The 13,732-nt window shown below is 69.6% G+C and carries 13 protein-coding genes; all 13 read right to left on the bottom strand.

Features of this window, described 5'->3' with window-relative positions:
• Positions 1–65 precede the first annotated feature (65 nt).
• The 13 genes from ACYVBS_RS03360 to uvrD all read right to left on the bottom strand — a co-directional run bounded on the left by ACYVBS_RS03360 (position 66) and on the right by uvrD (position 13,624).
• Positions 66–2,402 (bottom strand): MMPL family transporter, encoded by a 2,337-nt coding sequence (locus ACYVBS_RS03360; protein WP_460821781.1) that lies wholly within the window; start codon positions 2,400–2,402, stop codon positions 66–68.
• Entirely contained in the window at positions 2,395–3,141 is a 747-nt protein-coding gene (locus ACYVBS_RS03365) for an outer membrane lipoprotein carrier protein LolA (RefSeq protein WP_460821782.1), read from the bottom strand. Before ACYVBS_RS03365 ends, ACYVBS_RS03360 begins: the two co-directional genes overlap by 8 nt.
• Positions 3,138–3,590 carry an acyl-CoA thioesterase gene (locus ACYVBS_RS03370; protein ID WP_460821783.1) on the bottom strand — a complete coding sequence of 151 codons (453 nt, stop codon included), beginning with the start codon at positions 3,588–3,590 and terminating at the stop codon, positions 3,138–3,140. The genes ACYVBS_RS03365 and ACYVBS_RS03370 overlap by 4 nt, the downstream gene beginning before the upstream one ends.
• Entirely contained in the window at positions 3,580–5,133 is a 1,554-nt protein-coding gene (locus ACYVBS_RS03375; RefSeq protein ID WP_460821784.1) for an HAL/PAL/TAL family ammonia-lyase, read from the bottom strand. The genes ACYVBS_RS03370 and ACYVBS_RS03375 overlap by 11 nt, the downstream gene beginning before the upstream one ends.
• A complete protein-coding gene (locus ACYVBS_RS03380) occupies positions 5,114–6,064 on the bottom strand; it encodes an LpxL/LpxP family acyltransferase (RefSeq protein WP_460821786.1) in 951 nt (316 codons plus the stop codon). The genes ACYVBS_RS03375 and ACYVBS_RS03380 overlap by 20 nt, the downstream gene beginning before the upstream one ends.
• Entirely contained in the window at positions 6,061–6,849 is a 789-nt protein-coding gene (locus tag ACYVBS_RS03385) for a glycosyltransferase family 2 protein (RefSeq protein WP_460821787.1), read from the bottom strand. The genes ACYVBS_RS03380 and ACYVBS_RS03385 overlap by 4 nt, the downstream gene beginning before the upstream one ends.
• A complete protein-coding gene (locus ACYVBS_RS03390; RefSeq protein ID WP_460821789.1) occupies positions 6,846–8,657 on the bottom strand; it encodes an AMP-binding protein in 1,812 nt (603 codons plus the stop codon). The genes ACYVBS_RS03385 and ACYVBS_RS03390 overlap by 4 nt, the downstream gene beginning before the upstream one ends.
• The gene (locus ACYVBS_RS03395; protein WP_460821790.1) at positions 8,650–9,198 is read right to left on the bottom strand and encodes a COG4648 family protein; all 549 of its coding nucleotides are present in this window, start codon (positions 9,196–9,198) and stop codon (positions 8,650–8,652) included. Before ACYVBS_RS03395 ends, ACYVBS_RS03390 begins: the two co-directional genes overlap by 8 nt.
• 23 nt (positions 9,199–9,221) lie before the next feature.
• Positions 9,222–9,473, bottom strand: coding sequence for an acyl carrier protein (locus ACYVBS_RS03400; RefSeq protein ID WP_460821791.1), 252 nt, complete (start codon positions 9,471–9,473; stop codon positions 9,222–9,224).
• A gap of 19 nt (positions 9,474–9,492) precedes the next feature.
• On the bottom strand, positions 9,493–9,750 hold the full coding sequence (locus ACYVBS_RS03405; protein ID WP_460821793.1) for a phosphopantetheine-binding protein: 258 nt from the start codon (positions 9,748–9,750) through the stop codon (positions 9,493–9,495).
• Positions 9,737–10,543 (bottom strand): lysophospholipid acyltransferase family protein, encoded by an 807-nt coding sequence (locus ACYVBS_RS03410; protein WP_460821794.1) that lies wholly within the window; start codon positions 10,541–10,543, stop codon positions 9,737–9,739. The genes ACYVBS_RS03405 and ACYVBS_RS03410 overlap by 14 nt, the downstream gene beginning before the upstream one ends.
• Entirely contained in the window at positions 10,536–11,342 is an 807-nt protein-coding gene (locus tag ACYVBS_RS03415) for a beta-ketoacyl synthase chain length factor (protein WP_460821795.1), read from the bottom strand. The genes ACYVBS_RS03410 and ACYVBS_RS03415 overlap by 8 nt, the downstream gene beginning before the upstream one ends.
• A gap of 92 nt (positions 11,343–11,434) precedes the next feature.
• Entirely contained in the window at positions 11,435–13,624 is a 2,190-nt protein-coding gene (gene uvrD, locus ACYVBS_RS03420; protein ID WP_460821797.1) for a DNA helicase II, read from the bottom strand.
• Positions 13,625–13,732 lie beyond the last annotated feature (108 nt).

Below are 13,732 nucleotides of genomic sequence, written 5' to 3' on the forward strand. Positions count from 1 at the left end.
CGTTGGGTCCTGAGATGGGCGGGGTGCGGCACGGGACCGCGGAGGTTGTAATTGGGAGGCGCGTGCTAGTGAACATCCGCAGCCTCCGCACGTGGACGGAACAGCGGCGAGAGCAGCCACACCAGACCGATGCCCAATAGCAGGGTCAGGCCGAAGGCGCGCAGAGCGGGGGTGGCCGAGAGTGCGAGCAGGCCGAACGACAGCCAGGTGCTCGCGGCGCCCACGCAAACCGCCAGCCACGCCGAGGCGTCGCCGCGGTGCTCGAGCAGGAAGATGCCGTAGTCGATGCCCATGCCGAGCAACAGCAGCAGCGCGAGCACGTTGAACAACTGCAACGGTTGTCCCAGCCAGCCCAGCAGGGCGACGGTGAGCACGCCCGCGAGCACGGTGGGCACCGCGGCGCGCCACGCATCGCGGCGGTAGCGCGCGGCCAGCGCCACCGCCACCAGCACGACGCCGGCCAGCAGCAGCCAACCCATCATGTGCCGGTAGTGGCCGAGCAGCGCGGAGAACTCGGCAGTGCGGTTGACCCAGCGCACGCCCTCCAGACCCTCGGCCTGCGCCTGCAGGGTGGCCAGCACTTCGTCGCCGCCAGGCGCATCCACCAGCACCACGCTGCCCACGCCGTCGCTGCTGCGGCCGAGCCACAGGTGGCGCAGCGGCTGCGAGGCCGGTGAAGCCAGCCACGCCTGCAGCGAGAGGGACTGCGGTGCGAAGGCCGCGCGTTGCAGCGGCTCGCCGGTGGCGGCCGCCACGCGGGCAAGAACTGCGCCTTCCACACGCGCGGTAAGGGCGGCATCGGTGGCCTGTTGTTCGCGCGAGGGCAGCCAATCACTGATCGCCCGGTAGCCGTTGATCTGGCGTTCCCGGGTCAGGGTTGCCAACCGCGCGACCAGCGCCTGCTCGCGCTGCAGCAGCGTCTCCGCATCCGGCGCACGCACCAGGTAGAACTGCGCCGGACTCGGCAGGCCCAGCAGGCGGCTGATTTCCACCTGCTGCATCACCAGCGTCTTCGGCGAGGACTGCAGGTTGCGCAGGTCGTCATCGCTGCGCAGCTGCCACAGGCCGCCAAGGGCGATGATGGCCGCGACCAGCGCGGCGATGAACCACGCCCGGCTGGCACGCACGTGCGGCCAGCGCGCCAGCCAGCCGGTCATCGCCTTCGACAGCGGGGTGGCGGCGGGTGCATCGCGCTCCAGCCAGGGGAACCAGCAGATCACGGTGGCGAAGGCCGCGGCCAGGCCCGCCACCGAGAACACCGCCATCTGGCGCAGGCCCGGGAACGGCGCGAGACCGAGCGCGAGGTATGCCAGCGCACTGGTCAGCCACGCCAGCAGCATGCCGGGCAGCAGCCAGCGCAGCAGGCGCCACCGCGGCTCCCGTGGATGGCCCTGGCGGGACGCGAACCAGTGGATGCCGTAGTCTTCGGCCACGCCCACCAGGCTGGCGCCGAACACCAGCGTCAGCAGGTGCACTTTGCCGAACAGCAAGGCGGTCACCGACAGCGCAGCGGCCACGCCAACCAGCAACGACAGCGCAACCAGCAGGATCGGACGGAGCGAGCGGAACGCCAGCCACACCAGCAGCAGCACCGCCGCCAGCGAACCCAAGCCGATGACATTGACCTCGAAACTGGCGCGCACCGCGGCGGCTTCGGCATGCAGTGGCACGCCGGCACGCAGTTCCCGCAACCCCGGGGCGACGCGCTGCGCGGCAGCGGCCGCTTCATCCAAAGCGGCATCGATGACGCGCTCGCCGTCGAGACGGAACGCGGAGCCGCGGGTCTCGAACTGCAGCACCGTCCACACGCGGTCCTCGGCCTGCAGCAGGCCATCGCTGTCGAAGCGCAGGCCCGCGCCGGCCGCGCGTTCCTGCCACCACTGCGGCCACAGGTTGAGCGGATCGGCCTGCCAGTCGGTGAGGCGCGGCGCGCCCATCGGGCCGTAAAGCGCGGCGAGCGCGTCGTCGGCCAGCGCGTCGGGCGTGGTCGCCTGCAGGCGTTCGCGCTGCGCCGTGGTCAGCAGCCGGTCGCGCCACGGCGCGTAGAACGCGCGCGAGGCGTCGAACCAGCCGGCCATCGATGCGCCTTCGGCGAACGGCAGCGGCTGGCCACGGTCGGCCGCCTGCAGCGCAGCACGGTACGCCGCCGCGGCGGCCTGCGCCTGCGCCGCGTCGGCGGCACCGAGCAGCACCACCATCTGCCGTGCACTGGCGTCGGCAATGCGGTGGGTGGCCTCGGCCAGGACCGGATCGTGGGCGTCGCGCGGCAACAGCGCGAGCACGTCGCTCTCCAGCCGCGATTCGCTCCAGAAGCGCACCTGGTGCGCGCCGACCGCCAGCACCACGGCCAGCCACAGCCAGGCGAGCCAGCGCCAGCCGCGTCGTGCAGGGGCGTCAGTCAAAGCGACGCGCCTCGTCGGCGGTCAGGCGCGCGGGCGCTTCCACCATGCTGGTGAACGTGAGCTGCGTGCGATCGCCGCTGCGCTCCTCGATATCCACGCGGCGCACGTAGCGGTCGCCCTCCAGCGTGACTCGCTGGAACGCCTGCGCCATTGCGCCCGGCTTGGGGGTCAGCACCAGCCGCCAGCCGTTGTCCGCCAGCAGGGTGGCCTGCACGCTGAAGCGCGCGGTCAGGGTCTGAACGTCGCCGCTCATCAGCGCGAACATCATCGCGTTGACCGAGCGCAGCGCAGGCTGCTGGCGCGCGTCGACTTCCACGCGCGAGCGGCCGTCGGCCTGGCGGGTCAAGATGCGGTCGCGGGTCAGCGCCACGTCAGAAGGGAACGGCTTGAGCGTCGACCACCGCACCCCGCGCTCGCGCGCGATCAGGAAGCGACCCTGCGAACGCAGCGGGTTCTTGAATCCCTGCAGGCGCTTTTCCTGCGCGAACTCGCCGCGCAGCACCGGCACCTGGGCGATGCGGCGCTGGACCTGGGCGAGTGCGGTCGCAGGCGCTGCGACTTGGCCAGCGACGGCCGCGGACGGCAATCCGAGTGTCGGCGTCGCTGCCAGCAGCCATGCCAGGGACAGCATTAGGACGCGCATGCCATATGTCAGCCGCGCACGCAGACGCTGGTCGTGACGGGCAACGCTGGACCACTGTCGCGCAGCCGCCGCGGCGTTGAAACCCGTCGCAATCATGCCGGCTTCACTCCCAGACGCTCCCACAACACCGGAGGGCAAACGTAGAGCATTTCGCCTGACTCGATGCGCACCGCCACCTGGATGGTGTGCGCGCGGGTCAGCACCTCGCCGCTGGCGGCATCGCGGATCTCGTACTCGATCTTCAACCGGTTCTCCCACTCGGTGATGCGCGCGCGCACCTTCAGCGGCTGGGCGAAACGCAGCGGGCGGATGTACTTCACCCGCGCATCCACCACCGGAAACAGGTAGCCGGATTCGCTCATCTGCGGGTAGTCGTAGTCGTGGCGCTGCAGCAGCGCGCAACGCGCGATCTCGAAATACTTGAAGTAGTTCCCGTGCCAGACCACGTGCATCGGGTCGCAGTCGTGGAACGCCGGCGCAAGATCGATCTCGATCACCAGCCGGTCGACGAGCGAAATCCCCGCATTCAATTGCTCAACGTTCATACAGGCTCCAGCGCTGCACACGCACATCCTCCAGCAGCGCGCGCAGTTCGCCGTCGAGCGCGCGATCTTCCTCGACCAGCGGGCGGTGCGCGGCGAGGTCGGCCAACATGTCCACCGGGGCGCCCTCAATGCGCGTCTCCGGCGCGACCCGCTGGCGCAGCGCCACACCTTGACGTGCCGCGATCAGCATCGCGGCCACCACCTGTTCGGTCAGTTCGATCACGCGCAGGCAGTCACGCGCGGCGATCGTGCCCATGCTGACCTTGTCCTGGTTGTGGCACTCGGTCGAGCGCGAGAACACCGACGCGGGCATGGTTTGCTTCAGCGCTTCGGCGGTCCAGGCCGACACGCTGATCTGCAGCGCCTTCAGGCCGTGGTTGATGGCGGCGCGCGGGCCAGTGGCGCCGGACAGGTTGGCCGGCAGGCCGTGGTTGAAACGCGCGTCGACCAGCAGCGCCAGCTGACGGTCGAGCAGGTCGGCGAGGTTGGCCACCGCATTCTTCATCGCGTCCATGGCGAAGGCGATGTGTCCGCCATAGAAATGGCCGCCGTGCAGGATCTGGCCGCGGTCGGGATCGACCAGGGGGTTGTCGTTGGCGCTGTTGAGCTCCGTCTCGATCAACTGGCGGAAGAACGGCAGCGCGTCTTCCAGCACGCCGATCACGTGCGGCGCGCAGCGCAGCGAGTAGCGGTCCTGCAGGCGCTCTTCGTTGCGCGGCGGGCGGTCGCTGTGCAGGTCCTGGCGCAGACGCGCGGCTATGCGCATCTGGCCCGGGTGCGGCTTGGCGGCAAACAGCACCTCGTCGAAATGATGCGCGTTGCCGGCGCTGGCAATCACGTTGTACGCGGTCAGACGCGTGGCCAGCCGGCACAGGTAATCGGCGCGGTCATGGGCCAGGCACGCCAGCGCGGTCATCACCGCGGTGCCGTTCATGATCGCCAGGCCTTCCTTCGGGCGCAGGCGCAGCGGGGTGAGCCCGGCCTCGGCCAATGCCTCCGCGGCGGGGCGGCGCACGCCGGCGTGCATGACCTCGCGTTCGCCACACAGCACCGCGGCGACGTACGACAGCGGGGTCAGGTCGCCGCTGGCGCCGACCGAGCCTTCGGCCGGGATCAGCGGCAGGATGTCGTGCTGCAGCAGCGCGGCCAGCCCTTCCAGCAACGGCAGGCTGACCCCGGACATGCCGACCGACAGCGAGACCAAGCGGGCGGCCAGCACCGCGCGCGTCTCCTCGGCATCGAGGAATCGGCCGAGGCCGCAGCCGTGGTAGGTGAACAGGTGGTGCGGCAGCTCGGTGAGCAGGTCCGGCGGAATCACCACCGTGCACGAATCGCCGTAGCCCGTGGTCACGCCATACACCACGCCATCCTCGCGCAGCAGCCGGTCGAGGAACTCGGTGCCGCGGGTGATGCGCGCGCGGAATGCGTCATCGCCGGTGAGCGCGACTTGGCGCCGCCGACGGGCAATGGCCACCACGTCTTCAATGCGCAGCGGGGCCTCGCCAACCATCAGCGGCGGAGTTTCAGCGGGGAGCGTGGTCATGCGGTACCTGGTCCCAGAACGGGAAGAAATTGAACCAATCCAACGGCGAGCGGCGCACCTGCGCCTCCAGCCAACCGGCAAACCGGGCGGCCTGCTCGGCCAGTGCAGCCTCGCGCGTGCCGCGCGGCAAGACCACGCGGTCGCAGAACCGCTCGAAGCGCAGCCGGTAGCCGTCGCCTTCGTGGGTGCAGGCCATCGCGAACAACGGGCAGCCCAATGCCGCGGCCAGCACGTATGGCCCCACCGGGAACGGTGCTGGCCGGCCGAGGAAGTCGGCAAACACGCTGCGCCCGCCCCCCACTGGCACGCGGTCACCGGTAATGGCGACGAATTGGCCAGCGGCAACGCGCTCGCCCAGGCGGATCGCCATGGCTGCATCCAGCGCGGTCACTTGCAGCAGTTCGACGCGGGTGGCGGGGTTGAGGCGCTTGAGCAGGCGGTTGAAGTCTTCCGCGTGCGCCGTATGCACCAACGCGGTCAGCCGGAAGCCCGGCACCGCCTCGGCGAGCGCCTGGCACAACTCCAGGCAGCCGATGTGCGCGGTGACGATCACGCCGCCCTCGCCACGTGCGATCTGCTGCAACATCACGTCACGCTCGGCGCGCACGCGCTCCACCGGGTAACGGCCGCGACTGGCCAGCAACTTGTCCAGCAGCGTCTCGGCGAAGCAGGCGAAGTGACGCAGGCTGAGCCACGCGCCCGGCGCGCGCGGGAACACCGCGTGCGCGGCCTGCAGCCGCTGCAGGTATTCGCGCGAGGCGTGGCGCGCGGTACGGTGGAGCAGCCAGTGGCCCAGCACCACCGGGTACAGGCACAGGCGGAACGGCCAGCGTCCTAGCCAGCGCTCCACCGCGCACAGGACGCGGATACCGGTGACGAACGTGGACTCACCAATGCCGGCCCAGTGCGGCGCGCGCCCGACCGTACTCATCGCCACGCCCGTGTCAGCAGCCGCGGCAGGCGGCGCAACATCCCGAAGAACAGGCGCGTGTGCATGCGGCTGATGCGCACGTTGTCGCGCCACACGTCGAAATGCGAAACCCCGTCGGTGGGATAGCGCACCGGCGTGGGAAGGTTGCGCACCGGCACCCCGCGCCAGACCAGTCGCACGATGATCTCCGGGTCGAAATCCATGCGCCGGCCGATCGGCTCGGCCGCCGTCAACGCCAGCACCGGTGCCAGCGGATACACCCGGAAGCCGCACATCGAGTCACGGATGGTGAATGACAGGGTGTTGATCCACACCCACACATGGGTCAGGTAGCGGCCGTACAACCGCCCCTTGGGCACGCTGGCGTCATATACCGGCGCGCCGTTGATGATGGCCTCCGGCTCGGCGGCCGCGGCGGCGAGGAAACGCGGAATGTCACCGGTGTCGTGCTGGCCATCGGCATCGATCTGCAGCACGTGGGTGACCCCCATTCGTGCGGCCTCCTGGAAGCCGGCGAGCATGGCGCCACCTTTGCCCTGGTTCTCCACCAGCCGCAACAGCCGCACGCCCTCTCGCTGCGCCAGCATGCGCAGCACGACCGCGCACGACTCTCGCGAGCCATCGTCCACCAGCAGACACGCGTGGCCGGTAGCACGCACGCCATCGACCATCGCCCCGATCGCATGCTCGTGGTCGTAGACCGGGATCACCACCAGCGGACGAAACGCCGTCACGGGGTCGGACGCGATACCGGCATCGGAGGCAAGCACGGGTATGGTGCTCATGCGTCCATCTCGCCGAACACCACGCGGCCGCTGGCATGCGGGCCGTGCTCGGACTCGTATCGGAACGCCAGGGCATGCTTCTGCACCAGCCACTCCAGGTGCAGGCGGATACACATGCCCGGCCGCGCCACGCGCTGGAACTTGAGCAGCTCCATGCGCAGGAACCGCGGTGGCAATGCGAATGCGTCGCGACCGAAACGCACCGCCCAATCCAGTTGCGCCACGCCTGGCAGGATGGCCACCTGGGGAAAGTGACCGTCGAACACCACCAGTGCAGGATCGAGTTCAAGTTCCAGCTGCGCCTGCGTCGCATCGCGTTGCAGCCAGACCGGCGTTGGCCGCTCTGGCCGGAACAACGCACGCAATGCGGCGTCGGTGGTCTTGCCCTGTGCGTTCATGGGCAACCCAGCGACGAAGCGCCAACGCCGCGGCCGCGTCACAGCGTCCTGCCCCTCGGCCAATGCGTGCCCGAGCGCCTGCGCCGTCCGGCGACGTCCGACGGCCTGCAGCTGCGCGTCACCCCCAGGGGTTAGCACCACCACCGCCGCCAGTTCGGCCCGCGGCCCGTCGATCAGCACCACGCGCGCCTCGGCGACGGTCGGCAAGGCGGCAAGTTGGCGTTCCAGCGCGTTGAGCGACACGCGCCGCTCCTCCACCTTGACGATGCGGTCGGCGCGACCGAGCAGTCGGAACCCGCCAGCACCATCGGCCTGCACGCGGTCGGCACTGCGCCACCATGCCAGGCTCGGCAGGTGCAGCGAGGCCACCTCCAACTGGCCATCGGCGATGCGCCAAGCCACGCCGGGCAGCGGCACCCACGCAGGATTGCCCACCTCCCGCCGGCGCCAGGCAATGCCGCCGGTTTCGCTGCTGCCGTAGATCTCGATGGGCGCATGGCCCAGCGTTGCGTGTGCGGCGGTCGCGGCCTCTTCGGACAGCGCGCCGCCGGAGCTGAAGATCGCGCAGAGCCGTGCCCGCGCCGCACGCCAATCCAGCGTGTCCGGGATGCGCTTGAGGTGCGCGGGGCTGCTGACCAGCATTGCGGGCGCATCGATCGCGGCGGCAATTTCCTCGTGGAAGAACAGCCGCGGCGCAATCACCCGACCGGCCGCGAGCGGCCACAGCACACGGAACAGCAGGCCGTAGATGTGCTGGTGCGACACGGTGCCGTGGACCACCGCGCCCTCGAGCCGGTCGCCAAAGGTGGCCTGCAGTGCTTCGACCTCTCGGGCGAGCTGCGCCAGGCGTTTGTCGATGGCCGAGGCCTCGCCGGTGGAGCCGGAGGTGTAGACCACCAGCCGGGTGGTCTGCTCGTCGAGAGGTGGCCACGCTTCCGTGGCGCCTTCGACGTGATCGGCACCGGGTGCAGGATCGGATTCTGTTCCACCGTCCTGACCGCGATCGGACTGCTGGGCGGGATGGCACTTACGTCGACCGTCGCCCTGGTCCACCGCCTGCGTGTCGGACTCCGCGGCAGGCAGCGCGAGTGCAGCACAACCGGGCGGAAAATCACCGGCAAACCCATCCACTTCGGCACGCAGTCGAGTCACCGTTTCGGGCAACGCATCGGCGCAGAGGTACACGGCCTTGCCAGCATGCCATGCGCCAAACAGCGCCGCCGCAAACGTCGCCGTGTCGTCGAAGTGCAGCGCCCAGCGCTCACCCGCATGCGTCGCGAACGCGGTGCGCCAACGCGCCACCTGCGCGCGGAACGCGGCGTGATCCTGCACCCCGTCCGCGCCGCGCGCCACCGCACGGCCCGGCCGTGGCCGCGTCGCCACTTCGCCCAGTGCGATCCACTCAGCCATGCGCGCGCGCCTTCACCCGCTGCCGCACCAACCACTCGGCGGCGAATAGCGTGCCGATCAGCCCATAGGCGATCAGCCCGTTGTACAGCGCCCAGACCCGTTCGCTGGCCCACAATGCGGTAGCCAGCGCGAAGCCGCCGTTGAGTGCGAAGAAGCCGCACCACACCTGGGTGACCCGGCGGGTGTAGGCCACCGCCACCGGCGGCAGTTCGGGTTCCTGTAACCGCGCCAACCGCTCCGCTACGGGCGGCCCGAAGCGCAGGCTAAGCCCAAACACCAGTAGCAGCACGGCGTTGACCAATGCCGGGTACAGCTTCAGCGGCAACGCCGCGTTGGACAGCGTGGCCCAAGCGGCCAGCACGCCCGTACCCAGCGCTGCCCACAGCCACAGCCTTTCACGTGACGTGACGGCGCGCAGCACCGCCAGCGCGCACAGCAGCACGGCCAGCCAGCGCGGTTCGAAACGGCCCAGCATGGCGTACACCGCCAGCGGGTATGCCAGCGACAACGCGATGAACAGCGCGATGCGGATCCGTGCCACGGCGTCCCCTCGCCGCCGAAGGATCAGGCGGCTTCGCGGGTCAGGCCGTGCAGCACGTCCACGACGTCCTGCACCGTGCGCACCGACTTGAACGCATCCGGCTGCAGGCGGCCACCGAGCAGCGGCTTGAGCTGCACGATCAGGTCGACCGCGTCGATGCTGTCGATGTCCAGGTCGGTGCCCAGATGGGCCTCCGGGGTGATCCGGACAGGATCGATCTCGAACGTGTCCTGCAGGATGTGGCTGATGCGGTCGAAGAGTTCGTTCTTGGTCATGGTGCCTGCTCCCCTGCGCTCACGCTTGCTGCGCGGAGACGAACCGGGCCAGCGCATCGACGCTGGCGAAATGCTGACGGGTTTCCTGCGAATCGGCGGACAGGGTCACGCCATAGCGCTTCTGCAGCGCAAGCCCCAGCTCGAGCGCATCGATGGAATCCAGACCGAGGCCGTCGCCGAACAACGGCGAAGCGGCGTCGATGTCGTCCGGGGACACGTCCTCCAGCGACAACGATGAAATGATCAACTGCTTGATCTCAATCTCAAGTGACTGCACGCAGGCTCCCCGCCGCGAAATACTCGGTCAAATAGTCGGTAAGTTGGCGCGCAGCGAGGGCCTCACCCTGCGCCCCGTTCAGGAACGGCGCGATTTCGAGGTCAGGCTGGACGTCTACCACGACATGGAACCGGCGCGCCGGAACACGATACCACTTCTCGTCTTTTCCCAGCGTCAACGGGGTGCAGGTAACGCGCACCGGGGTAATGTCCAGGCGGCCACGCACGGCGATGTTGGCCGCGCCTCGCTGCAGATGCAGGGGCGCATTTCTGCGGGTGCGGGTGCCTTCGGGGAAGATCACAAGAGTGCCGCCGCGGCGCACGGCGGCGATGCAATCGTCCACCAGCCCCGCGCCGTCGTCGTTGAACACGTACCCGGCCGCGCGCACCGGGCCGCGGGTGAACGGGTTGCGGGCCAACGCCGACTTGACCACGCAGTCGGCGTTGGGCAGCAGCGAGATCAGGAACACCACGTCGATCAGCGTCGGGTGGTTGGCCAGCACCAGCAGGCCGTCGCGCTGCAGCCGCTCGCGGCCGCGAATCTCGTAGGTCAGCACACCCAGCACGCGCATCAATTCGATGTGGAAGGCGAAGCTCTTTTGCACCAGCCGTCGGGCCCAGCGCCGACGCCGCGCGGGCTCGCGCACGCCGAGGCTGATCAGGGGGAACACCAACACGCCCAGCAGCAGCCCGCCCACGCCAAAGGCGAGGAAACTCACACCGGTGGCGATGACCCGCCAGAGGTGGTTCAGCCGGCTGGACACGGGCGCGAACGCGACGGTGGCGTCACCCATGGCGGCGCCAGGTCCAGCACAGCCCGTCGGCACGGTGCTCGCGGGCGGCGTCGCCGGCCAGCAGGAAACGCAGCACATCGAGGCCAGCCGGCAGGATCGCAGGCGTTTCGGATACCGGCGCCGCAGCGCCCGGCGTCACAGCGCAGGCGCGGTCAGCCCCAGCGCCATCGTGCACACCGTCGAATCCGGTGGCCACGTCTTGCTCCCATCCCAGCGAGAGCCGGGGACCGTCCCCGTCGCGGCGCACGCGCCAGCTCCAGGCGTAAAAGGGATCAGGCTCATCGAGGAAATCGGCGTAAACCGCTGGCGGACGCGCGTCATAGACCACCACGAGCACCTCCGGCGCGCCATCGGCCAGCAGCCCGGCCGCCTCGACCAACGCCGCCTCGGCCGTCGCCCGCCCGGCCGCGAGTGCGAGGTAGTTGCCGCGCTCGCCGCGCACGATGGAATACAGCGCGGCAATGGCGTTGTGCACCGACAGGCCGAATTGGGTTGGCGACATCGGCTCGCCACGGGCCAGTTGCTCCAACAGTTCGAACGAACGCTGCACGTCGCCGTGGCGCGAGGCGAACACCAGCGGCACGCCGGCTGCCTCGGCCTGGCTGCACCACCACGCCGCCTGCACCGCCATCCGCCCGAGTCGCTCGATGCGGCGACGCTGCATCGCCGGCACTTCCGGCAAGGCCGGCGTGTCGTCGCCCGCCGGCAGGACAGGCGCCCGGGACCACGCCTGCCACGCCTCGCGCTCGTGCAGGCCGGGGGCCCAGGCCGCCCAGTCCGCCACCGTGATTTCGATCATGCCCCTGCCATCTGCCAACGCCCCAAGCGCATTCTAGCGCCCGGCCCCGGTGCGAACCTGAGTGGGGCACTGGGCAAATTTCGCGCCGTCGGTCACGCCGGCTGCAGGTTGGCGTAGGCCAACACCAGCCACTTACTGCCCGCGTCGTCGAAGTTGACCTGCACCCGCGCGTGCGCACCGGCGCCCTCGTAATCCACCACGGTGCCAGTGCCAAAGCTGGGGTGGCGCACCATGGCACCGAGCTTGACCGGCGGCGCCTCGATCGATGCATGCCCGCGCCCACCGGCGGGGAAAGCACGCGGCGCGCTGCCGTACACCGGCCGCGACACCTGTACCTTGGGCCGCACCTCGTGCAGCAGGTGCGGCGGGATCTCGCGCAGGAAGCGCGACGGCATGCCGTACATGTCCTGCCCGTGCAGGCGGCGGCTCTCGGCGTAGCTGAGCACCAGCTTCTGCCGCGCGCGGGTGATGCCCACGTACGCCAGCCGGCGCTCCTCCTCCAGCCGGCCCGACTCCTCGCTCGACTTGGCGCTCGGGAACAGCCCCTCCTCCATGCCGCCGAGGAACACCAGCGGGAACTCCAGGCCCTTCGCGCTGTGCAGGGTCATCAGCTGCACGCCCTCCTCGCCGGCTTGGGCCTGGCCTTCGCCGGCCTCCAGCTGCGCGTAGCTGAGGAAGGCGATCAGTTCCGGCATCGCCGCATCGACCTCGTCGTCGCCGCGGGTGAAGCGCGAGGCCACCGACACCAGTTCGTCGAGGTTATCCACGCGCGAGTCGAGCTGGCCACGCGATTCGTTGAAGTAGTGGTCGCGCAGCCCGGAGCGGATCAGCACGTGGTCGATCTTCTCCGGCAGGGTCATGCTCTGCACGTCGGTGTCGATCGCATCGAGCAGGGTGAGGAAACCGCCCACGGCGTTGCGCGCGCGCGCGGTCAAGCCTCCCTCGTCGACGATGCGGCGCGCCGCTTCCCACAGTGCTACCGCGTCATGACGCGCGCGGCGACGGACCTCGTCCAGAGTCTTCTCGCCGATGCCACGCGCGGGCGTGTTGACCGCGCGCTCGAACGCTGCGTCGTCGCTTCGGTTGGCGATCAGGCGCAGGTAGGCCAGCGTGTCCTTGATCTCGGCGCGCTCGAAGAAGCGCATGCCGCCGTACACCCGGAACGGCACCTGTTCGGCCAGCAGCAGTTCTTCGAACGCGCGCGACTGCGCGTTGCTGCGATAGAGCACGGCGCAGTCGCCGTGGCTGCCGCCGTCGCGCACCCACTGGCGGATGCGCTCGACCACGAAGCGCGCCTCGTCCATCTCGTTGTACGCGGCGTACAGGTCGATCGGTTCGCCTTCCCCGGTGTCAGTCCACAGCTTCTTGCCGAGGCGGTCGGGGTTGTGCGCGATCACCGCGTTGGCGGCGTTGAGGATGTTGGCGCTGGAGCGGTAGTTCTGCTCCAGGCGGATGGTCTGCGCGCCCCCGAAGTCCTTGAGGAAGCGCTGCACGTTCTCCACCTTGGCGCCGCGCCAGCCGTAGATGGCCTGGTCGTCGTCGCCGACCACAAACACGTGGCCGGTGTCGCCGGCCAGCACGCGCACGAAGGCGTACTGGATGGCGTTGGTGTCCTGGAACTCATCGACCAGGATCTCGCTGAAGCGGTGGCGGTAATGCGCCAGCAGCGCCGGGTTGTCGCGCAGCAGTTCGTGCGCGCGCAGCAGCAGTTCGGCGAAGTCGACCAGGCCAGCACGCTCGCAGCGCTCCTGGTAGGCCTCGTAGGCGCGGCGCATGACGTCGGCCCACGGGTCGGCACTGGCCTGGATGTGCTGCGGGCGGCGACCCTCATCCTTCTGCGCATTGATCCACCAGACAATCTGTCGCGGCGGGAAGCGCACGTCGTCCAGCTCCAGCTGCTGCACCACACGCTTGACCAGGCGCAGTTGGTCATCGCTGTCCAGAACCTGGAAGCCTTCGGGCAATTTCGCGTCCTGCCAGTGCAGGCGCAGCAGGCGGTGGGCGAGGCCGTGGAAGGTGCCCACCCACATGCCGCGCGCACCGTGGCGCAACTGCGCGTCCAGGCGGTGGCGCATTTCGCCGGCGGCCTTGTTGGTGAAGGTCACCGCCAGGATGCCGTGCGTGGGCACGCCGTGGACTTCATTCAGCCAAGCGATGCGGTGGGTAAGCACGCGGGTCTTGCCGGAGCCAGCGCCGGCCAGCACCAGGTAGTGGCCGGGCGCCGCAGACACGGCTTCGCGCTGCGCCGGGTTCAGCGCGTCAAGCAGGTGGGAGACATCCATCAGCCCATTCTACCGGGCTGGGAAGGGGCCAGCCGCGCAAACCGTGGCATTCGTCGCGCATGGCCAGGTGCCGTTGCCGCGCCACCGCGTACACTCGGCCTTCCTCCG

This window comes from Lysobacter olei (assembly GCF_054777355.1).